The organism is Brevibacillus sp. MER 51 (genome assembly GCF_023714195.1).
Classification (GTDB): domain Bacteria; phylum Bacillota; class Bacilli; order Brevibacillales; family Brevibacillaceae; genus Brevibacillus.
In genome coordinates, this window is sequence record NZ_JAMAUS010000011.1 from 37,805 (window position 1) to 58,710 (window position 20,906).

Below are 20,906 nucleotides of genomic sequence, written 5' to 3' on the forward strand. Positions count from 1 at the left end.
AGAGACATGATATGTGCAGAATCAAAAAAATAGACCGTCTTTTTCTAAAGCTTACTCCCTTTCTATCTTCACTTCCGGCCCGACAAAGACTTCAAACAACCGCTCCCAGGGAAGCCTGATCTTCCTATCCGTTAATTCGACGATTTCTCCTTCAAACGTATTCTTGCCTCTCTTTCCGATCACCAGCGATTGATTGGCAAAGTAGTTTTCGTACCATTCTTCCGCATGTGGTGTCAGTGCATCCCTCACAAAATCATTGACTTCGTCGTAGTCATCTCCGAGGTTCCATTCATTTCCGTTTAACTGTTTTACGAGGTCACGAGCTTCTGCCATGACTTCATTTCGGTAATGATGGTCATTTACAAACGAAGACAAGAGCAGATTGATATGGGTCTCTGCCGCATCTACTGTTAAGGGCACACCGAACTGATTTCCTTTTTCCAAAAAGGCTGATCGTTGCAACGCCTGTCCCAACGCGCTTCCCATATTATTTCCTGCCGTTCCCCATGCCGTGTATGCGAACAGCTCCGGCAGCTTTACCTCTTCTTGTAGTCGCTCGATCAGCTCAGGGTCAGCTTTGTTTGTAATCGTCACGTCTGTAATGGCGACCTGCTTTCCTTCCTCCAGAAGATCATTGATTTCTTCGACGAACTCATCCAGATCTTCGCGTCTCTCTGCGTTGCTCTGTCCTTTTTTCTTCGGCGAGTTGATCATGAGTACGATATCTGCGTCGTCTTCATCCCGAACGGGCTTGCCGCCTGCTGCGATGATATGCTTCTCGACATTCACATCAAAGGTCGTGTCTTCAAACGGCGCTGTCCATTCATCGCCGTCTATACCCGAATACTCGACGGCTACTTTTGGATGGATGCGCAGTTCGTTCAAGGCAAATCTGCTCAACAAAACGGTCCCTACTTCGTCCGCTCCGGGGAAAATCGCTACACGTTCTTCAACATCCAGCTCCTTTGCTTTTTTGACCAAGGTCTCCCGCTCTGCCCGGTGAAGACCATGAGGAGCAGCATCATCCTGAGCCAGCACTAAATAATCAATGGTCCCATCCTCTACCCAGTCGATCAACAGGGAGTTAATCTTGTGATTCCGCTCGCGGGCATTCAAGTAATCTTCCAGCACAGACTCGGGAATCTCCCTTTCCAACTGATCGAGTCGATCCTCTTTTTCCGACATGCCGAGGTTGTGCACCTCATCGTATAAAATCGCCCATTCTCTGATTTGCTCATAGTATTTCAATGTTTCAGGATCAGTCGCCGTCACCGCCAGGCGTTGAATCGTATCGAAGACGTAGATCGGCTTTTTGGAATGTTTGTCTCTCAGTCTCTTAATGGCTTCGATATTCGACAGGGCATCTTGATAGGACTGTTGATCGGTACGGGACGCAACCAGCCCGCCATATGCCAGCATGCTGACAGAGATAACCGAGCCGTCCACTTTGCTTGCCTGTTTGATCAGCCAATCGCCAATTTCTTCCCCATCGCCCGGGGTCATAAAGTGACCAAGTATGTCTTCATCCGGCATAATCGCCCCCACCCCGCCTGCCCGTGCTGTCATTTGCGGAAAATACGTATTGACCGGGCGATCATCGAGGGGGACAAGGGCGACTTTGGCAATTGGCTTGGGTGACGCTTTTTTCGCCGCAACTGCACTCGTCTGCGTAAATGGAACCATGCCTGTTACTAGTGCTGCCATAGCCAATGTCGAAATGACAACGCGCAACTTTTTCATAGATCCAATCTCCTTTCAAAATGAAAAGGTTTAATCGAGGACGGCATTCGCTAGACGCAATTGTTCCTGTAATTTACCCACGTGAATCAAACGCGGAATGGTCTTGTCGTGAAATGCGATAGCGGCTGCTGTACCTGCTGCTTGCCCTGTCGCCATACAGCTCGGGGTAAGCCTGGTCGTCGCCAGCGCTTCATGGGTCGTAGAGATACAACGCCCCGCCGCAAGCAAGTTGTCAATGGACGGAGGGATCAGACAGCGATACGGAATGTCATAAGCGCCCTCCCCTTCAATATCTGCTGCCACTACGCCTTTGCCAGAAGGATCGTGAATATCAACCGGATAGCCGCTACGTGCGATGACATCCGGAAAACGCCTGCCCGCGACCACATCTTCGATCGTCAAACTGTACTCTCCGACGATTCTGCGTGTCTCACGGATGCCAATTTGCGTTCCGACTGCGGAGACGGATGCTTTCGCGAAACCAGGAACTTTATTTTTCAAAAATTCAGATATCAACAAAACTTGACGTCTCCCTTCTTCCTCCGCTTCCGTCAAATCCTCGACGTCTGTTCCATCCAGCCCCTGCACCCGCGTGCAATTGATCAGAACTTCATCGCTCTCAGGCCCTGTGAAAAACAGAACTTGATCCCGATTAATCGGAACACCTGACATCTTCCAATGCGTATAAAAGCCTTGGACACCCGTCAGTGGAATGGACGGCAGCTGTGCAAACGGTGTCTTATGATAAAACTCATCTGGATGGTCAAGCATGTACTGCTTCACCTGCTCCAGATCGACGCCGCGCATGCGAAACTTCATGGTCATCGGCTGTGTCAGCCCATCTGCATCTCGCCCTTTGCTCGTCGGCGCTCCCGATAAATAAGCGATATCTGCATCTCCTGTCGCATCGACGAACACCTTGGCCTTGATCTCGTATTTGCCCGATTTGCTGGTGAGCGTAACCGAAGTAATCTCAGTTCCCTCTACCTTCACCTGATCGACAAAGCTGTGGAAAAACAGCTTGACGCCCGCTTCCTTGAGCATTTCCACAGCGACCAACTTGTAAATTTCCGGATGATACGGCGTGACTGTGCTCACGAATCCCACCGTATCCTGCAAATGTCCAGGCGATCCCCCCTTTTCTTGCAAGCGGTCGACGATTTCCTGTGCAATTCCTTTGATGACTTGCTCGCCTTTTTCCGTATGAAACGTCATCCACGGATAAACAAGCGCAATCGTCGACATCCCTCCGAGAAAGCCGTACCGCTCGATCAGGATTGTCTTGGCTCCCAATCGTCCGCTGGCAAGAGCGGCACTAATTCCTGCCGGGCCCCCGCCTACCACGACTACATCTGCTTCCACTACTCGATTCATCTGCACTCACTCCTTGTAGAACTTCCTTCCCATCCATGCTTCCTCTAGTCTTTGAGGCCCGTCATCGATACGCCCTCGATAAACTGCTTTTGGGCGAAAAAGAACACAATCAAAAGCGGCAAGGTTGCCATGACGGATGCACTCATCAAATGATGCCATGCTGTCCCTACTTCATCGGTAAACAAGGACAAAGCGAGCGGCAGCGTCATCAGCTCTCTGTCGTTGATGAAAATGAGCGGATCATAAAACTCGTTCCAGCTCGTCAAAAACGTAAAAATCGTCAGCGTTGCGATGGCTGGCTTCGCCAGTGGCAGCATGATGCTCCAATAAATCCGCCAACGCGAGCAGCCATCAATCATCGCCGCCTCCTCCAGTTCCTTTGGAATCCCGAGGAAAAACTGGCGCATGACGAACACGCCAAAAATTCCGCCTGCCCCGAAAATGGGAAGGACAATTAGCGGTACATGCGTATTGATAAATCCAAGCATGCGCATGAACAAAAACATTGGAATCGACGTCACTTCATGCGGGATCATCATTGTCGACAGCAGCACCAGAAAGACGATATTACGTCCCCGAAACGGGATTCTGGCAAACGCATAGCCTGCAATCGATGAAAATAAAACCGTTCCAACCGTGACCAGAATCGCAATGTACAGGCTGTTCCAATAGAACAGATGAAACGGCGTATTCGCCAAAACCTCTGTGTAATTCTCCAAGCGAATCGACGAAGGGATAAACTCTGGCGGAAAGACGAATATTTTGGCCGGCTCTTTTAATGATGTAGAAAGCATCCACAAAAAAGGCACCAGCATCAGTAGGGAGATCGCTCCTAACGCGACATAGTGACCGCCAATCCCCAATAACTTGCCCGCTTGTAATCCGTGGCGATTACTCTTCATGGAACACCCACCTTTTTCTAAACTGCCACTGCAAGAGCGTAAATACTAAAATGATAAAGAACAGCACAAAGGCAAGTGCAGACGCATAGCCGAATTCAAAGTTTTTGAAGGCACGCTCCCATATGTAATAGACAAGAACCTTTGTACTGTTATCAGGCCCCCCTTGGGTCATGACGTAAATCTGCCCAAACACCTTGAGCGAGCCGATGATCGTCAACAACGTGGTTAAAAACACCGTCGGACTGATCATCGGGATCGTAATCTGAAACAATTGACGCGTCCGACTGGCTCCATCAATGCGGGCCGCCTCGTATAAGTGAACAGGCACCTGCTGCAAGGCAGCGATGAACAGAACCATGTTCAAGCCCACATTTTTCAGGACACTCGTCACGATCACCACCGGCATCGCCAGCTTTGGATTGTACAGCCATGAAGGGCCTGTAATCCCAAACATCTGCAAGATCTGATTGATAAACCCCGTGTCTGTCGCAAACAAATACTTCCACACAATTGCCCAGACGATCAGCGATGTCATGACTGGCACAAAAATCGCTGTGCGGAATATCCCGATCCCCGGCAGCTTGCGCACGAGCAGTAAGGCCAACCCCAACGCCAACACGATGTTTAAGGGGACCAGTCCAGCCGAGAACGCAAATGTATTGCCCACGACCGTCCAAAATTCGGCATCTTGAAAAATCGCTCTGTAATTTTCCAACCCAATAAATTCGGCTTCCCCCAGTAATGGCCAATCCGTAAAGCTCATGTACAGCGCGAGTAAAAGCGGGCCTAACAACAGCACCACAAACCCGATAACCATTGGGCTGACAAACAGCCATCCTGCCAGATTCGCTTCTCGGTTGAAGGATTTTTTTCTTGTTCCACGTGTTCTCTTGTCAGGAGAGAGCGGGACATTCAACTTGCTCTCCATACGATCCCTCCTTAGTTGTCTATCGCATTCCGCAATGCATGGATGGAACGGCGTATTTCATCCTCGGTTCTCCCGATCGCCATCGCTCCAGCTAACAGGACGCGAACCCCCGTTTCACGTAGAGCTTCCACATCCTCCGCCACAATTTTTCGCTGTGTCGGGACGATGATGGGGATGCCTGCCTTCTCTACGATATACCGATAGGCGAGTAGATCGGCAAACGTAAGCCCCGTACCATACTCGTTCCCCGGAATAATCGACGCCTCTAATGCGGTCATGGAAAAATGCTTCACGGCTTCCAATCGGTTCAAATCGAACTGATCATCAATGGCAAACGTACTCGCCACTCCTTCTATTTTCAAAAGGGACGCTGGCAAATGATGACCATAGATGGAGATGAAGTCGATTCCCAGTGAATCGAACTGCCTGATTTCCTCGGGATTGAGCTCCTCCATTGACCCGCCAGGAACAATGCCAATCGGCCCTGCGAACTGGCTGCGTATCGTTTGGAGAAAATCCGTATATTCAGCCAGAGGCCCGAACCGGTTGCCACTGGCACGATGGTACACATTGATATGCATCTTCAAGCCATCAGCGCCTTCCTCTATCGCAGCTCTGGCCAAGGTCTCATCGTTATGCGGGAGACTGACCATGAGCAGAAACGGCTTCTCTTCCAGTGCCTGTCGAAAACGATTCATCGTAACCTCCCTCTCAATTCACAACGGCCTGTATCCCAGACCGTTGTGACGAGCTTGCTTACTTTTTCATGATCGGATTAACTTTCTCTTCCAGCGACTTCACAATATCCGCAGGCTGTGCCGTTTGCCCGAATAATTGATCAAAACCAGCCAGGATCGTCGTGTCGATTTTTTGCCAGTCCACATGACCTGGTTGCAGATGTGCCTTAGGCATTTCATCGATAACGGCCTGCTTGATGTGTGCAGGGTCAGGGTTGCCTGGAACATTCAAAAACGGATCGGAATTCAACACAGACAAGCGCGGCGGGACAAAGTAAGTCGAGGTCTCCTGGACACCCTGCTCACTCGCGAGGAACTTGAGGAACAGCTTGGTCTCCTCCAAATGCTTGGTTCCTTTGAAAATCGAATACCCTGCCTGACCGAGCATCGGTGCCGAGCCTTGTGAACCCGCTGGCATCGGAGCAATGTCCCACTTGAAATCCTTGATCGTCCGCGCCTTCGAAACGTAGCTGTACACATCAAAGAACATGCCAATTTTGCCTGATTCAAAGCTGACCTGTTCACCTGCCTTCGGATGTGACCCATCTGTAAACATCATCCGTTGGAGCATGCTGAGTGTCTCCACTCCGTATTGGTCATTCCACGTAAACTGATTCATCTCTTTGTTGAACGGGCCGCTGCCATTTGACCATGAATAGGAAGACAGGATGATCCACGTTTTCCAATCGCGGAAGAAGTTAGCCCCGTAGATTTTGCTCGCCCCGGTTCCGCTCGAGATCGCCTGCGCTGACTTTTCGAATTCCTCCCACGTCCATTTTCCTTCCTTCGCTAGGTCGTTCGGCGATTTCAAGCCAGCCTTGTCAAACAAGTCTTTGTTGTAGAACATCACGGTAGGTGGGGTAGAAAACGGCAGTCCGTACAATTTGTCGTCTTTTTGGAACAGCTCAAGCGTCGACGGGATAAAGTCATCCAGCTTAAATGCAGCGTCGTTCTTTACATCCGAGACATCTTCCAATATCCCATTCTCCATAAACTGCGGCACCATTCGCTCAGACACCCAACCGATGTCAGGCAGCTCCTGACCAGCAGCCAGCACCGTCACCTTTTGCTGGTAATCGGGGAATGGCACAGATTCCAGCTTCACCTTGATGGTCGGGTTTTGTTGCGTAAATTTTTCAGAGAGCTTCGTATACAGGTCCAAGTGTGCTTGGTTGCCCCATGTCAAAAACGTAAGCTCGACTGCTTCTTTCTTGCCCGTTGCGGAGTCACCGGGAGTCGTCGCGGTGTTGCTGCACCCAAATGTAAACGCTGTCAAAGCAGTAGACAATGCTAACAGGATTGCCTTTTTCATGGCGTACCTCCTTATCTGTTTTTCCTGTCACCAGTATAAAATTGAGTGAATAGTAAGATAAATCACGCGTGATTTAGATTTGGTATGAGATTTAAAGATCTTTACTGCCGACGAGATCTCGGTAGCTCCCAGGTGTCATCCCGACTTCCTTTTTAAATACCAGCATGAAATGCTTCGCGCTCTGATACCCCACTAAGCGCGCGATATCATATACCTTCAGGCTCGTCTCGTGTAACAGCTGCTTGGCACGGTTCATCCTCACCTGCGTGATGTAGTCAGAGACATTTTCCCCCGTCTCGGTCTTGAACAATTGACTCAAATAAATCGGATTCAAATGAACACATTCCGCTAGTGTCTGGAGTCTCAGATCGCCGTCCAAATGATCGTGAATGAATGCTTTTACCTTGCGAATGATTTGTCTTTCTTCTCTATGGCTGCCGTCGACGGTGTTTTGTTCTTCCCGGACTTTCTTTTTGCGATCCAGCACCTCCCTGATTTTTGCGAGCGTGCTCACCAGTTCTACTCGATCAATAGGCTTCAAAAGGTAGTCGGAGACTTTGTACTTCAATGCTTTCTGTGCGTAGTGAAAATCACCATAGCCACTAATAATCACAATGGGCAGCTCCTCGTACATCTCCCGAATTTTCCCGATCAGCGCCAAGCCATCCACTTCCCGCATGCGGATATCTGTCACAACCAAATCAGGCATTTCCGTGCGCAGATATTGCAAGGCGTCCTTTCCATTTTCCGCTTCTGCCATGACGGCAAAACCAGATGTTCCTTTTTCAATTAACGTTCTCAAGCCTTCCCGAATCATTCGTTCATCTTCCACCAGCAATACTTTGTACATGGCGTGATTCTCCCTTCTGAAAATCGAGTGGAATCTTCATCGTAATTTCCGTGCCCTGATCCGGTCTGCTCACAATCGTTAGCCCATACTCATCCCCGAACAATAAGGTCAGCCGCTGGGAAATGTTTCGCAGGGCTGTCCCATTGTGTGCGTTTCCTGTCATCTCATGCTGCTGCATAGGCGTACGCAGACTTGCGAGCAGACGACTCAAAGTTTGCTCGGACATTCCCTTGCCATTGTCTCTCACACTAATCTGCATCACACCCTCCTGACAAAGCGCCGTGAGCCATATCGTCCCTCCCTGTTCCTGATGCTCAATCCCGTGTGCAATCGCATTTTCAAGCAATGGCTGTAGCAGCAGCTTCGGGATACGCTGATCCGACAGGCTCTCTTCTACGTCCATAAACACCTGAAGGCGCTCTCCCAGACGAATCTTTTGAATACGGACGTAGGATTCTAACGACATCAGTTCTTTCGTCAGCGTAACCTGCCCATCCTCTCGCGCGACCGTATAGCGCATGAGTTTTCCGAGCGAAGCAACCATATCGGACACATCGTAATTACCCGAGCGGATCGCCATCATATTGATCGATTCGAGTGTGTTGTAAATAAAATGCGGATTGATCTGACTCTGCAAGGCCGCCAGCTCCGCCTCCCGCTCACGCAAGCTGCTAAGATACACCTCATTGACAAGGCGGTTGATTTCCTCGACCATCTGATTAAATTGCTCGCTCAGCTTCCCGAGCTCGTCTTGGGAATCGACAGGAACTCGTTCATGGAAGTTTCCCCGCTTTACTTGCATCATTTTCTCTTTCAACTGAACGAGCGGCTTGCTGAGTGAATAGGAAAAATAAATCGCAAGTCCGCCAGCGACGAGCAAAAACATCGCCGCAATCAACATCGTAAAACTGCGCAAGCTATTGGATTCTGCGAGCAGGATATCGAGCGAAATCAGACTAATCACCACAAGCCCCGTCTCGTTTGATTGATGATCCACGAAGAGATATGGCTGTCCCTGAATCACCTTCTGATTCGCATCCCCACGATTGATCGCAGGGGTTTCTTGCAGCAAAGTACGATAACCCGGCGAGCCTTCGCTCTCCCTCTTTTCATAAAACAGCTCGTTTCCCTCGTTGACGATGATCAAGCTCCCATCCTTGGTAAAAGGCATATCAGACAAGATCTGGTCAAACATGTCCATTTTCATATCGATTTTCATGATTCCAAGCGGCACTTTCGTATACGGCTCACGCAATAACCGAGCCACTGACATATAGCGCTCCCCAGAGGCATCCAAATAATAGCTGGGTCGATGCTGTGGAATAATGACGGCTGCTCCCTGTTCCTTGATCACGCGCGAATACCATCCCTCTTCTGCCAAATCTCCCTTGCTCTTCATGACAGAGGGGTCCAGATTGGAAAAAATCATGCCATTTCCCGCGATGATTTGAATACCTTTTACTTCCGGTCGGCTATAGGAAAGACTGGAGATAAACAGCGTCATCTTCTCCCTTTTTTCCATGGAGAGAAAAGAAGTAGCCGACGTATTTGTCTGAATTTCTTTTAAAATGGACAGGACTTCCGGATCGTAGAGCGGCATGAGTGATAAACGCTTCATCTCCCGTATATTGCGCTCCAGGTTGCGGTTGATCTGCCCCACAATCTGCCCCGTGTATTCAGCCGTTCTCAATTCCGTTGAAGCCGTAAACTTGCTGTACGTGATGACCCCTTGCAAGCTCAACGGGATTGCGATCAAGCAGAGAAAAAGTGTGAGAATCTTCGCACGCAGTGTTCCGTTTAAAAAAAGCGTCGAGACTTTCCTTTTCATGATGGCCCCTTTCCACTTGTTTGAATAATCAGTATTTTACTCATCAAAAAATCCGTCAGGTCCAAAATCCTGACGGTCTGTCCCTCAGTCTATTTCGATGCCCATGTAGAGACAATCGTAGAATGTATCCCCAATCAAAAATTCTCTCGTCAACGTACCCATTTCCTTGAAGCCCAGCTTTTTGTACAAATGAATAGCAGAATCGTTGTCTGAACGGACTTTCAGATTGATTTTTCGTATGACTTTTGATTGCTTGGCCCATTCCAGCAAGGATTCGAGTAGAAGTCTCCCAACCCCTGATCCCCAAAATTCTTTCAAGACGCTAATCCCAAATTCACCTACATGCTGCGTCCGCGATCGGATGCCCCCTCGAAAAGTCATGTTCCCTACAATTCTCCCGTCAACCTCTGCAATCAAGCAAAGTTGATTATGAGCTTCCAGACATCTTTGGATGTTTTCTTTTTGCTCATCAGGGGTGACTGTCCATTCTTGCGGTCCAAATGACAAATTATCCGTCTCTCCTGATACGCAATGTATGAACGCAACCAAGGCTTCAGCATCTGCCAGCTCCGCTGATCGAATGATGACATTTTGCCCAGACTTCAATTTGGATTCCTTCATAAAAACCTCCTCGCATTGGAAACTTTTCATACTATTTAAACAGAAAAACGGACGCCTGTTAACCGTCCGCTTGTAACTGCATTCTAGGTTTTTAAGGTCGATATCCGTACATACTGAAAACAAACAGCAAGCATAGATAGATAATCGCCGCGGGTACAATGGTTAGAGAAATGAAAAACCGTTTCTTCACACTGTTGGCATCTCGAAACAGCCAAAAGTAGATGAACAACAGGATGAGGAGAAATGGGACAAAATAAAAACCGAGCATGAGTCCCACCCAATCCGAGTTGGTTTTCCAGAACTGCTCCGGCACGGGCAGCCGATGATATTCACTATATATCTGTTCTTTACGAGAGATAAATAGGTAAGATAGCACGAGGTAGTAACCGAATATAACGAATTTCAGCCAAGGCTTAATCTGTTTCGCTGCGAGTGTTATGGAAAAGATGATCCCTAATATAAACCATAATGCCATGTATTCCATCTGGATCCCTCCTACGAAGGATTATAGGGATCGGATCTGTTGGAGATAAGTACCAACTTTTTTTGGTACCTCACCCTCACGTGATTGCAAGAGTCGACAAAATTTGGAATACTTCCTATAATAGACTTGTCAAACAACACGGTATGCGAGTATCTTTGCATATAGAAAGCTCACTACCTGTAGGAGATGGTCACGATAACGTACGCTCTTTCGTTTTTACTGTCGTTTTGTATCGTTATGGTGCTGATTCCGCCTCTGGCTAAATTGGCATTTCGCCTTGATTTTGTGGACAAGCCACGTAAAGACGTGGAAAGAAAAATTCACCGGGAGCCTATCCCATTGACAGCCAGCTACGCTATTTTTGTCGGCTTTGCTGCATCGTTTTTGCTCTTCTCGAAAGAATCGACCGGGCAAACGATCGCAGTACTTTCAGGTTCACTACTGCTGTTGATTATCGGTACCATTGATGACTGGTACAAGACGCAAGGCAAGGATTTTTCCGCCCTGCCCAAGCTGATCGTCCAAGTATCTGCCGCCGTCATTGTCTATCTGTCGGGTATTACTTTTTCCGGCTTTTACAATCCATTGAGTGGCGAATACATCTTGCTCCCGCAATGGTTGCAGTTCATCCTGACCATCTTGTGGATTTTCGGAGTAACGACGGTCATCAACTTTTCGGATGGCATGGACGGTTTGGCTGGAGGACTTTCTGCGATCTCCGCAGGCACACTCTTCGTAGTCGCTTTGGTAAAAGGACAAAGCACATCTGCGATTATGGCGATCAGTCTGATCGGTGTTGCCTTGGCTTATCTGCGGTACAACAAACCGCCGGCAAAAATTTTCATGGGAGATGCAGGCGCGACCTTCCTCGGCTTTATCTTGGCCGTTATCGCGTTGGATGGTGCCTTTAAACAGGCAACGGTTCTCTCCTTGTTCATTCCGATTTTAGCACTCGGTGTGCCGATTTTTGATAATCTGTTTGTGGTGACCAAACGCTTCCTGCAAGGAAAGCCGATCTACCAAGCAGATGCCAGTCAGGTTCATTATCGCCTGCTGCGTTCTGGACTCAATCCGAAGCAGGTCGTCACCTTCCTGTGCTTGATCAGTGTTTGCTTTAGTCTGACGTCTATTATCCTGCTCCTGCTCGGAGTATAGTTATTATCGATCACAATGAAAAATGCCGCTTGGGTCTAGTCCCTGCGGCATTTTTTTATGAGTGATCATGTGAGGTCTCTCTTCGCTGTCGTGGTCGTCTGAAACGTCTGGAAGCCTGTCCGTTCGTACAACGCAATCGCGGGTTCGTTGTGAGTACCTGTGACGAGATACGGCTGCAAGCCCTTTTCCAGCGTCTGGTTCACAAAAAAGCGGACAAGCTCTTTGCCGTAGCCTTTCCCTTGATGCACGGGATCTACGAATACATCGTAGACTGCACCATGTCCTGTGATGATCAGGGAGCCTACGAATACTCCCTCATGCTCGAACAAATAAATGTCCTCCCTCATCTCACCCAGCAGCCAGCTTTTCCATGCGTTCATCGTTTTCTCAGGATAATCCGCCAAACGGTATGGCTGAAGATCGATGCCTTTGCGTACCTCATAGTAAGCGTCACTCTGCGATTGGATGTACATATCCATATCGGACTCGGTGAATTTTCGTACGTCGAGTGTCGGTGCAGGTCCAATCTCTCCCGTGTATTTCATGAGATGATGTCCCCAGATAGAAGCAAAGCCTCTCTTGGCAAAAAAATCAGCACCTTGCCCGTGGTCAGCCCGATAGGTAGCCATGACTGCCCTCGGCTTCTCCGCGTGCTGTTGCAGTTCCAGCCACAGCTGATCGAACAGCCGGGAGCCGATTCCTCGCTTTCGATGGTCTGGTCGTGTATAGACGTATATTTCTGCTGTCTCGTCTTCTCCAGAGGAGTTCAAATCATATGTGCCACAGCCGATGATTTGATCGTTTTCCTCCCAGATGAAAACCGTTGCTTTTTCCACGATATCAACAATTTCTTCGACCCTCCAAAACATGCCCTCGCCAATCATCGTCACGATTGTCTCTTTGTCATTGGATTGTGCTTGTCGTATCATCTACGTACTCCTCCGCTCCCTCTCCCGCTAGCTCTGTTGGACGGTTGCTGCTTCTGCGGCATTTTCCAGCTTCTTGCGATGTTGCAGGCAAGCCTCGCACCTTCTGCTTTTTCGCCCAAAAGCCGTGTAGTATTTGCTTTTTTTGCAAGACCGGCACGTAATGTACAACGAGCTCGACAAGTTGTAGTTCTCCACTGGCGTGTTTTCTTTGAGGTGCACCGTCTTGTTGTATTTCATGAGCAAATGAGCTGTGTGGATGGCATCGACCAAGGCCGAGTGCAGCCTGCCCTCCTGGATGATTCCTGCCGTGTCGATCGCTTCTTTCAGACTCATCTGTTTGCGATCAGCCAAAAGCATGCTAATTGGCGGTTGGATGTCATTGTAATTGCGCATCCAGTTGAAGTCCAAACCGAACCGCGCACAATGCTCGATCATCAGCCGCTTGTCGTCTTGCCCCCATGTGCACAGGTAGTATTCAGAATCGTTGCCGATCCACTTCATAAATTCTGCGAACGCCCGGCGAAACGGGATAAAGGTTGGCATGTTCTCTTTATCGAGACCGATGAACTTGCGCGTTCTCTCCGAGATTCTGCGTTCAATAGCTGGAAAGGTATAGCGCTGAAATGTGTCGACCTCCACGCCATTTTTTCCGGGTACGACTTTTGCCGCTCCGATCTCAATAATTTCCGGAATCTTGTCTCTCTGATATGTCAGTGTCGTTTCAAGGTCAAAAACAATGATCTGCAAGCGTAATCACATCCTGTATGTATTGTCTCTATTATGGCTCGAATCGGGCATAGAAAGCAAAACAAAGACCAAAGCGGCTGTGATTGAAACGAAAAAGGATAAGAACCCATCGGATTCCTATCCTTGTTTATTGGTTTAGTCTGGTGATTTTGTCGATTCCCTCGTCAATTGACGCAATCCATAGCTCATCCTCGCTATTTGTCCGTCTTCATCCCGGAAAAATTCAATCCAGGGGATGGAGTCTCTTTTTTGGAAAATGAAGCTGTCTTTTTGTACCGGGATCAGCGGAAACGAGAGACCATCCACCTCCAGGAATAGCTTCCCTTCGCTTTTGGCAATCGATGCGCTTACCCATTCCTGCGAAGAGTAGCGACCCTCGTACAATGATAACTGCTCATCTGTGACCTCGTATGGATCATAGGCATAAACCGGGGCTTCAGCGGGCCTTGCAAAATAACTGTTCAAAAAGCCGAGGACCAACTCTCGGACGCTCACGCCATCGAGATTGACCAGAATCACGCCCGTAATCCCTTGAGCCGGAACCGAAAAAATGTGCGAGCTGATTCCCTTCAACGATCCGCCATGCTCTACCAGCAAGCCATCCGGAAAGGCAGGCGAGACCATCAGACCATAGCCGTAGGAGCGATGCCCGTCCACACGAGCAAAGGGGGTGAGCATTTGCCGGACGCTATCGGCAGACATAATAGGTGTCGGGTTTCCCGTTGCCCCCAAACGAAAGACTTCCAAATAAGCGAGTAGATCATTCACAGTCGATTTGAGGAAACCGGCCGCCCGCATCGGTGGAGCGTCGTGCCAGATGGGTGCTGCAATGATTTGATTTTCGTCATCAATTTTTTTGTTGGTATACAAGATCGTGACGTCAGCCTGGTCAGCCAACTCATCCACAGAAAAAACGGTTCTATTCATACCCAGTGGCTGCAAAATATGCGTCGCCATGTATTGCTCATACGTCTGGTTGCTGACCCGTTCAATGATCGCCCCCAAAAGCCCGTATGCATCGTTGTTGTAGCTAAAGGCACCCCCTGGCTCTGAGAGTGGCTTCCCTTCGAATCCAGCAATAGCTTCCATGACTTCTTCGTACGTATCCAGGTAAGGCACTGTCTTTAGTTCTTCCTCTGCCTTGGTTCCAATGACAGCAGGATCATTCTCCATACTCCGCCTCATTGCACCATCTAAGTAAGGCATGGGCGCTATTCCGGGCGTATGTGTCATGAAATGATGGATCGTCATGCGTGCTGTCAGTTCGTGATCGCCCGCCCGAAACTCAGGCAAATATTTCACGACGGGATCATGAACAGACAGCTTGCCTGCCTCCTGCAACTGCATGATCGCAACGCAGGTAAACGATTTGGTGATGGATGCGATGCCAAAAACGGTGTCGAGGGAAAGGGGCTGTTGCTGTTCTCTGTCACGAAACCCGAACGTCCCCTCGTACAAAAGCTCACCTTCACGTGCAACAGCAATAGCTGCACCCGGAGCATTCGCCTCGTCCAGCAGCTGCTGTGCATACGCCTGGAACTGTTCCTTCCATGCCGTCATTTTCATCAACTCCCTATCGCTTGCTCATAAATCGCTTTTGCAACACGGGCGATAGTATGCTCTGCGGCTTCTTTGTCAGTCACACCGCGTGATAGTGCCGTGATCGCAATCACTCCTTTTCCTTCGGGCAAATAAATGATGCCAGCATCATTGACGACAGCATTGACGGTCCCGGTCTTATGTGCGACCTTTGTTCCTTCTGGCAGCATGTACGGCAGACGGCTGTTGTAATGCTGACGTCGCATGATGTCCAGCATCAGCTCGCAGGAGGGCTCCGTGAGAATTTGTTTTCGCGCAATCATAACGAGCAGGCGGTTCAGCTCGGCAGGTGTCGCTACGTTATTATCAAGGGTAGGCATCGAGACATCGTGGATCAATTCGTAATTGCCTGACTCTTCCCGTCGCATGAACTCATCGAACCCTGCCTCCGATGGTGCAGGCTCATTCATACCCACACAGTGGTTGAGGAGCTCCCAGCAATTATGCCGCAAATGAATCTGCGAAAGCCCCAGCTCATGCATGTGCTCATTCACCTTGTTGATTCCGCCGATCAGCTCGAGAATTTGGTCTGTCGCATAGTTATCACTGACAATCGTCATCAGTGTCGCCAAGTCTTTGACCGTTAAAGCTGCTCCGGCATCCAGCTCTTGCAAAATGCCCGACCCCGGCACGCGATCCTCCCATTTCAGTGTCACACGCTGATCGAGGCGGATTCGTCCTGCTTCCACCTCGCGCATCAAGGTGACCATGATCGGGATTTTGAATGCACTCGCCAGTTGAAACAACTCTTCCTCCAGATGTCCTGCTGTCTCTCCTGTTTCCAAATGCACAGCTGCGATTCCAAAAATACCGGGCGCTTCCTTCAATACGTTTTCTACAGCTTGTTGCCATGTCATCAAAATTCCTCCCCCATCTCGCGAAACGGCCCACACATGTATTTTCGTGTCGGCCATTTCTTTTTAGCGCTATTGTTCTTTGTATCCCCACTTGAAGTCGATGTAGCCCAATGGATCGACCGTGATGCCTTTTACTTTTTCATTTTGTACCCATGAATTGACGCTGGAATACACACCAGTGACCGGCATTTCTTCCATCAAGATGCTCTCCGCTTCGACCAGATACTGATTGCGCTTGGCCTCGTCCGGCTCGGCGTACGCCTTTTTCACCAGCTCTACGTATTTCTCGCTAAACCAGAAGGTAGAGTTATTGGAGCTGTACTTCTCCATCATCAGCTCCAGGAAGTTGACAGAGTCGTTGTAATCTCCTGTCCAGCCTGTTCGGGAAATCATGTACTTCCCTTGCTCCTGATCGTCAAACATGACCTTCAATTCTTTGTTGATCAGCTTGACGTCCACACCGAGAGCTTGCTTCCATTGAGCCTGCAATGCTTCGGCAATCTTCTTGTTGAGGTCGGAGGTATTGTAAAGATAGGTGATTTCGGGCAGCTTGGTGATACCAAGCTCCTTCATTCCTTCTGCCAATAACTGTTTCGCCGCCTCCACATCGTTATCCTTGAAATATCCTTCCGGCTTTAGAGAAGCGGAAAGCGGGACGAAGCCCATCAAGGGAGTCTGTCCGGCTTGACCGATGTTTTCTGCGATGTCACTGCGGTTGATCGCGTAGGCAAACGCTTTGCGGATTTTGCTATTCGTAAATGGCGGCTTCTGTGTCTGGAACAAGAGATAGTAGTTGGTGGCACGTTTCATGGTTTGCAGCTTGCCTTCATCACGTAACGGTCCAATGGCATCTGCAGGCAGACCGCTAATCGGGCCGCCAGCCCAATCCAGCTCGCCGCTATTGAATAGCTCCAGCTCGGTATTCGTATCTTCTATCATGGAAAACTCGATTTCGTTAAACTTCACAACGTCTTTGTCCCAATAGTGCTCGTTTTTGACCAGCTCAATCTTGTTTTTATGCTCCCAATTTACGAGCTTGAACGGCCCATTGGTCACGATGGACTCGGGCTTTTTCGCCCAATCGGGATTGGCTTCTACTACCTTTTGGTTGACCGGATAGTAGAAGGTCGCAAGTGTCAGGAAGTATGGAGTCGGGTTTTCCAAGGTGACTTGCAGGGTCTTGTCATTGACGACCTTGATGCCGACATCCTCCGCTTTCGCCTTCCCTTCATAAAAGGCACGGGCATTTTTGATCGGATAATACTTGTAGGCGGACCCGCTGGCTGTCTTCGGATTGAGTACACGCATCCAGCCGTAGGCGAAGTCTTGAGCCGTAACCGGGTCGCCATTGCTCCACTTGCTGTCGCGTAATGTAAAGGTGTACACCTTTTTGTCCTCCGATACTTGAATGTCGGAGGCAACGGAATTGACTGGCTTGCCATCCTTGTCCAAACGAACGAGCCCGTCGTACAGCGAACGGATGAAAGCACCGGAAATCACATCGTTGGACATGCCTGAATCAAGTGTTTCGGGCTCTGCGGCATTCATGTGCAACGTCTGCTCGGCCGCAGTCTGCATAGTTGCCTGCTGCGCTGGCGCGGTTTGCTGCTGGTTGTCTGGTGCGGTTTGAGTCGGCGTATTGCCGCTGCTACAGCCTGCAAATAGTCCACTAAGCAAAACGAAGAGACTTGTCATGACAACTGGTCTTTTCATGCTGTACCCCCTGTTTGAGTCGGATATCTAATTATTGAATAAATATTCTGCAAATTTTATGCCATTCGTATTTTCCGTTGTTCTTTAGTTGATTTTATTCCCTGCTGAATACATTTACCCGGGTCGGTCCGACAAGTTTCTACCAGTAGTCTCTGTCACGCAAAAAAGAAGTATTCATCCTTGAATACTTCTATTCATTCGCACATATGGGGCTGTCCTCTCTAGCTTATTGCTGGTTCATACATAGCTACCGCATCACATGACCGTCGGCAAAAAACGATCGGGACGTGCTTTTGCTTCGCCAGCTTCTTTATATTTTTACACAAGCTGTGACTCACGAAGTTAATAAAGACAAGAACAAGTTCCGTATCAGAAGGAATCGTCGCCTTCACATCGGATTTTTTGCGACCAGATACGTGATAGACATTGTGGAACCCTTTGTTCTGCAACAAGCTCTCGATTTCTCCTACCCGATCTCCTCCTACCACAAGAACGCCTGCCATAGTCCTTCCTCCTCGCTTTTTTCCACGCCTTTTCTTCTATTTTCCGGTGCGCGATTGCGAAATCTTTGCCTCAGGTTTTTCCGCCGGGAGTCTGTATTTTTCCGTTCGCTCAATCTGAACGACCTGTGAATCGTGAACCACAATATGTATGGAGCCGTATTCCAAACCGTCCAGTGCGCGTGCGATTTTCTCTAATAAGAGATCGTCCAGGGGAATCTCATTCTTTGCCATGGGGATCACACTCCTGTTTCATCAAATTTAATGTATATTATTCCTACCTATTTAGTATGTTTTGTGACCTGATAATACCTCTTGAGCCCGATTGCTGTCAATGTCAAACAGTTTGGGCATCAAGAGGCTTCTCTCACCTCATTTTCCTTCGATTGACGAAAAGCTCCCTGCGCAACTAGACAGCTTGGTTGTCTTTGTCCTCGCGGGAGCTTTCGGTCGACCGATCAGCTAATCATATAAAAACCGATGCATTTACTCTGATACAAAAATATTACCATACAATTCTGTCATCGGTCAATGCCCCGCGTAATTGTTCATTCCCTCCATTGTTTCCCGTTACACCAAGTGACAGGCGACAAATCTGTCGGTACTGACTTCGCGGAAAGCAGGCACTTCCTGTCGGCAAATGTCTTTCACATACGGGCAGCGCGTGTGGAATTTGCACCCTGCCGGAGGATTCGCTGGACTTGGCATGTCTCCTTGCAGGACGATGCGTTCGCGCTTTTTCTTTGGGATCGGAAGCGGCACAGAGGAGAGCAATGCTTTGGTGTACGGATGGAGCGGCTCCAAAAACAATTCATCCCGAGGTGCCAGCTCCAGCAATGACCCCAGATACATGACCCCAATCCTCGTGCACAGATGCTCCACGACGCTCAAATCATGCGAAATAAATAAGTACGTCAGCTTCCTTTGCTCCTGCAACTCTGCGAACAAATTGATAATTTGCGCTTGGATTGACACATCCAGAGCAGATACTGGCTCATCCGCGACGATAAAATCAGGGTTCATCATAATGGCCCGTGCGATACCGATCCGTTGACGTTGACCACCCGAGAATTCATGCGGATACCGATCGACATGATACGATGCCAATCCACATAAAGCCATGACCTCTAAGACTCTTTCTCTGACCTCCGCTTGTGGGAGCAGCCCGTGATCAAGCAGCGCTTCACCCAGTGCTTCTCCGATTCGGACGCGCGGATTCAATGAGCTGTACGGGTCTTGAAAAATATATTGCATCCGGGGGCGCAAAGCTCGGAGCTCTTGGCGATTCAAGGCGTGCACATCGATACCCTGGAAACGGACTTCTCCCTCTGTTTTTTCCAAAAGGCGCAAGATCGTGCGACCTGTCGTGCTTTTCCCGCTGCCGGATTCACCGACCAATCCGAACGTCTCTCCTTTTTGGATGGAAAAGCTGACTTCATCCACCGCTTTCACATGGCCGATCGTCCTGCCTAAAAGCCCTCCGGTAATCGGGTAATATTTTTTCAATTGGCGCACTTCCAGCAAATTACTGTCCACAGGTGATCTCCTCCTCATACAGCCAGCACGCGACCTTTCTGCCGTCTCCCCCATCACGCAAAGGCGGCTGCTTCACCCGGCAAATGTTCAAGCATTGATCGCATCGGTCAAGAAAATAGCACGATTCACCGAGCGTCGTCGGATTTGGTACTTGACCAGGGATGGAATACAGCTTGGCTCTGCGTTGATTCAGCACAGGCTTGGATCGAAGCAAGCCTTGTGTATACGGGTGCTTCGGCTCCTCGAACAGCTCGACGACAGGAGACACCTCTACCACTTTCCCTGCATACATCACGACCACATGATCGGCCATTTCCGCTACGACACCCAGATCGTGCGTGATAAAAAGAATCGCAGTTTGGGCTTCATCCTTGATCTTGCGCAGCAGATCGAGGATTTGCGCCTGAATGGTCACATCCAAAGCAGTCGTCGGCTCATCGGCGATCAGCAGGCGGGGATTGCAGGATATTGCAATGGCAATCATAATGCGCTGCAGCATGCCACCGCTCAATTCATGGGGGTACGATTTGGCGATTTCTTTTGCCCGGGGGATTCCGACCAGCTCGATCAGCTCGATGGCTCGCGCTTGAGCTGCTTTTTTGCTTAATCCCTGATGCTCCATGATCGGCTCCATGATCTGCTCGCCGATGGTCAGTACGGGATTGAGTGACGACATCGGCTCCTGAAAAATCATGGCCAGCTCATTGCCGCGGAGCTTGCGCATTTCTTCTTTGCTGACTTTTCGCAGGTCACGGCCTGCAAACCATATCTCACCCGAAACGATACTGCCTACCGCCTCTGGGATTAGTCCCATCAATGACATGGCTGCCGCGCTTTTGCCGCAGCCTGACTCGCCTACGATGCATACGGTCTCTCCTTCATAGATGCGCAGATCGAGGGCATCGACTGCTTTGACCACGCCTTGTTCGGACTTGAAGTTGGTGCTTAGATTTTGGATTTCGACTAGAGCATTCATGCTTGGCTCACCTGCCTTTTCGTGTATTTGAAGGAGCTGTAGTGGAGAGGGAGAAGTGATTTCCAGTCTACGCTTCGGCCTACGCCCTGCAATGGGGATTCACTGTCCGCTTCGGAAC

The 20,906-nt window shown here is 49.3% G+C and carries 20 protein-coding genes; 1 reads left to right on the forward strand and 19 read right to left on the reverse strand.

All coding sequences use genetic code 11. The features are described 5' to 3' along the window. Positions 1-51 precede the first annotated feature (51 nt). The 10 genes from M3630_RS21695 to M3630_RS21740 all read right to left on the reverse strand — a co-directional run bounded on the left by M3630_RS21695 (position 52) and on the right by M3630_RS21740 (position 10,776). A complete protein-coding gene (locus M3630_RS21695) occupies positions 52-1,740 on the reverse strand; it encodes a DUF4127 family protein (protein ID WP_251253479.1) in 1,689 nt (562 codons plus the stop codon). A 30-nt stretch (positions 1,741-1,770) separates the two neighbouring features. Beyond that, positions 1,771-3,114 (reverse strand): FAD-dependent oxidoreductase, encoded by a 1,344-nt coding sequence (locus M3630_RS21700; protein ID WP_251253480.1) that lies wholly within the window; start codon positions 3,112-3,114, stop codon positions 1,771-1,773. Between the two features lie 44 nt (positions 3,115-3,158). Continuing rightward, positions 3,159-4,016 carry a carbohydrate ABC transporter permease gene (locus M3630_RS21705; RefSeq protein WP_064203104.1) on the reverse strand — a complete coding sequence of 286 codons (858 nt, stop codon included), beginning with the start codon at positions 4,014-4,016 and terminating at the stop codon, positions 3,159-3,161. Next, complete coding sequence (locus tag M3630_RS21710) at positions 4,006-4,944, reverse strand: carbohydrate ABC transporter permease (protein WP_221867981.1); 939 nt, start codon at positions 4,942-4,944, stop codon at positions 4,006-4,008. Before M3630_RS21710 ends, M3630_RS21705 begins: the two co-directional genes overlap by 11 nt. An 11-nt stretch (positions 4,945-4,955) precedes the next feature. After that, positions 4,956-5,642, reverse strand: a complete 687-nt coding sequence (locus M3630_RS21715; RefSeq protein ID WP_251253481.1) for a hypothetical protein — start codon at positions 5,640-5,642, stop codon at positions 4,956-4,958. Positions 5,643-5,700: 58 nt separating this feature from the next. Next, the gene (locus M3630_RS21720; RefSeq protein WP_221867979.1) at positions 5,701-6,993 is read right to left on the reverse strand and encodes an ABC transporter substrate-binding protein; all 1,293 of its coding nucleotides are present in this window, start codon (positions 6,991-6,993) and stop codon (positions 5,701-5,703) included. 91 nt (positions 6,994-7,084) lie between these two features. Next, positions 7,085-7,843 carry a response regulator transcription factor gene (locus M3630_RS21725; RefSeq protein ID WP_173610194.1) on the reverse strand — a complete coding sequence of 253 codons (759 nt, stop codon included), beginning with the start codon at positions 7,841-7,843 and terminating at the stop codon, positions 7,085-7,087. After that, on the reverse strand, positions 7,815-9,671 hold the full coding sequence (locus tag M3630_RS21730) for a cache domain-containing sensor histidine kinase (RefSeq protein ID WP_251253482.1): 1,857 nt from the start codon (positions 9,669-9,671) through the stop codon (positions 7,815-7,817). The genes M3630_RS21725 and M3630_RS21730 overlap by 29 nt, the downstream gene beginning before the upstream one ends. A gap of 84 nt (positions 9,672-9,755) precedes the next feature. Beyond that, on the reverse strand, positions 9,756-10,292 hold the full coding sequence (locus tag M3630_RS21735) for a GNAT family N-acetyltransferase (RefSeq protein ID WP_251253483.1): 537 nt from the start codon (positions 10,290-10,292) through the stop codon (positions 9,756-9,758). A 91-nt stretch (positions 10,293-10,383) separates the two neighbouring features. Further along, entirely contained in the window at positions 10,384-10,776 is a 393-nt protein-coding gene (locus tag M3630_RS21740) for a hypothetical protein (RefSeq protein ID WP_197238071.1), read from the reverse strand. Between the two features lie 186 nt (positions 10,777-10,962). Between M3630_RS21740 and M3630_RS21745 the strand changes: the two genes are divergently transcribed. Continuing rightward, positions 10,963-11,931, forward strand: coding sequence for an MraY family glycosyltransferase (locus tag M3630_RS21745; RefSeq protein ID WP_047074138.1), 969 nt, complete (start codon positions 10,963-10,965; stop codon positions 11,929-11,931). A 65-nt stretch (positions 11,932-11,996) separates the two neighbouring features. Here M3630_RS21745 and M3630_RS21750 read toward each other — a convergent pair whose 3' ends face one another. From M3630_RS21750 to M3630_RS21790, 9 genes are all read right to left on the reverse strand, one after another. After that, positions 11,997-12,860 carry a GNAT family N-acetyltransferase gene (locus M3630_RS21750; RefSeq protein WP_251253484.1) on the reverse strand — a complete coding sequence of 288 codons (864 nt, stop codon included), beginning with the start codon at positions 12,858-12,860 and terminating at the stop codon, positions 11,997-11,999. Positions 12,861-12,887: 27 nt separating this feature from the next. Beyond that, positions 12,888-13,607 (reverse strand): 3'-5' exonuclease, encoded by a 720-nt coding sequence (locus tag M3630_RS21755; protein WP_173610190.1) that lies wholly within the window; start codon positions 13,605-13,607, stop codon positions 12,888-12,890. Positions 13,608-13,742: 135 nt separating this feature from the next. Further along, entirely contained in the window at positions 13,743-15,167 is a 1,425-nt protein-coding gene (locus M3630_RS21760) for a serine hydrolase (protein ID WP_251253485.1), read from the reverse strand. A gap of 5 nt (positions 15,168-15,172) precedes the next feature. Beyond that, positions 15,173-16,063, reverse strand: coding sequence for a serine hydrolase (locus M3630_RS21765; RefSeq protein ID WP_251253486.1), 891 nt, complete (start codon positions 16,061-16,063; stop codon positions 15,173-15,175). Positions 16,064-16,132: 69 nt separating this feature from the next. Continuing rightward, complete coding sequence (locus tag M3630_RS21770) at positions 16,133-17,776, reverse strand: peptide ABC transporter substrate-binding protein (RefSeq protein ID WP_251253487.1); 1,644 nt, start codon at positions 17,774-17,776, stop codon at positions 16,133-16,135. Positions 17,777-17,997: 221 nt separating this feature from the next. After that, complete coding sequence (locus tag M3630_RS21775) at positions 17,998-18,279, reverse strand: DUF2325 domain-containing protein (RefSeq protein ID WP_237899129.1); 282 nt, start codon at positions 18,277-18,279, stop codon at positions 17,998-18,000. A gap of 36 nt (positions 18,280-18,315) precedes the next feature. Then, positions 18,316-18,510, reverse strand: a complete 195-nt coding sequence (locus M3630_RS21780) for a YezD family protein (RefSeq protein ID WP_251253488.1) — start codon at positions 18,508-18,510, stop codon at positions 18,316-18,318. A gap of 336 nt (positions 18,511-18,846) precedes the next feature. Further along, positions 18,847-19,812 (reverse strand): ABC transporter ATP-binding protein, encoded by a 966-nt coding sequence (locus M3630_RS21785; RefSeq protein WP_353057255.1) that lies wholly within the window; start codon positions 19,810-19,812, stop codon positions 18,847-18,849. Beyond that, positions 19,802-20,788, reverse strand: a complete 987-nt coding sequence (locus tag M3630_RS21790) for an ABC transporter ATP-binding protein (RefSeq protein ID WP_221867972.1) — start codon at positions 20,786-20,788, stop codon at positions 19,802-19,804. The genes M3630_RS21785 and M3630_RS21790 overlap by 11 nt, the downstream gene beginning before the upstream one ends. Positions 20,789-20,906: the final 118 nt, after the last annotated feature.

Bases quoted from the DNA above. Each gene is read 5' to 3' on its own strand.
- M3630_RS21730 (WP_251253482.1), bottom strand. From the start codon at position 9,671: ATGAAAAGGAAAGTCTCGACGCTTTTTTTAAACGGAACACTGCGTGCG.
- M3630_RS21770 (WP_251253487.1), bottom strand. From the start codon at position 17,776: ATGAAAAGACCAGTTGTCATGACAAGTCTCTTCGTTTTGCTTAGTGGA.
- M3630_RS21745 (WP_047074138.1), top strand. From the start codon at position 10,963: ATGGTCACGATAACGTACGCTCTTTCGTTTTTACTGTCGTTTTGTATC.
- M3630_RS21715 (WP_251253481.1), bottom strand. From the start codon at position 5,642: ATGAATCGTTTTCGACAGGCACTGGAAGAGAAGCCGTTTCTGCTCATG.
- M3630_RS21735 (WP_251253483.1), bottom strand. From the start codon at position 10,292: ATGAAGGAATCCAAATTGAAGTCTGGGCAAAATGTCATCATTCGATCA.
- M3630_RS21705 (WP_064203104.1), bottom strand. From the start codon at position 4,016: ATGAAGAGTAATCGCCACGGATTACAAGCGGGCAAGTTATTGGGGATT.
- M3630_RS21780 (WP_251253488.1), bottom strand. From the start codon at position 18,510: ATGGCAAAGAATGAGATTCCCCTGGACGATCTCTTATTAGAGAAAATC.
- M3630_RS21725 (WP_173610194.1), bottom strand. From the start codon at position 7,843: ATGTACAAAGTATTGCTGGTGGAAGATGAACGAATGATTCGGGAAGGC.
- M3630_RS21760 (WP_251253485.1), bottom strand. From the start codon at position 15,167: ATGACGGCATGGAAGGAACAGTTCCAGGCGTATGCACAGCAGCTGCTG.
- M3630_RS21710 (WP_221867981.1), bottom strand. From the start codon at position 4,944: ATGGAGAGCAAGTTGAATGTCCCGCTCTCTCCTGACAAGAGAACACGT.
- M3630_RS21695 (WP_251253479.1), bottom strand. From the start codon at position 1,740: ATGAAAAAGTTGCGCGTTGTCATTTCGACATTGGCTATGGCAGCACTA.
- M3630_RS21720 (WP_221867979.1), bottom strand. From the start codon at position 6,993: ATGAAAAAGGCAATCCTGTTAGCATTGTCTACTGCTTTGACAGCGTTT.
- M3630_RS21740 (WP_197238071.1), bottom strand. From the start codon at position 10,776: ATGGAATACATGGCATTATGGTTTATATTAGGGATCATCTTTTCCATA.
- M3630_RS21775 (WP_237899129.1), bottom strand. From the start codon at position 18,279: ATGGCAGGCGTTCTTGTGGTAGGAGGAGATCGGGTAGGAGAAATCGAG.
- M3630_RS21750 (WP_251253484.1), bottom strand. From the start codon at position 12,860: ATGATACGACAAGCACAATCCAATGACAAAGAGACAATCGTGACGATG.
- M3630_RS21700 (WP_251253480.1), bottom strand. From the start codon at position 3,114: ATGAATCGAGTAGTGGAAGCAGATGTAGTCGTGGTAGGCGGGGGCCCG.
- M3630_RS21765 (WP_251253486.1), bottom strand. From the start codon at position 16,063: ATGACATGGCAACAAGCTGTAGAAAACGTATTGAAGGAAGCGCCCGGT.
- M3630_RS21790 (WP_221867972.1), bottom strand. From the start codon at position 20,788: ATGAATGCTCTAGTCGAAATCCAAAATCTAAGCACCAACTTCAAGTCC.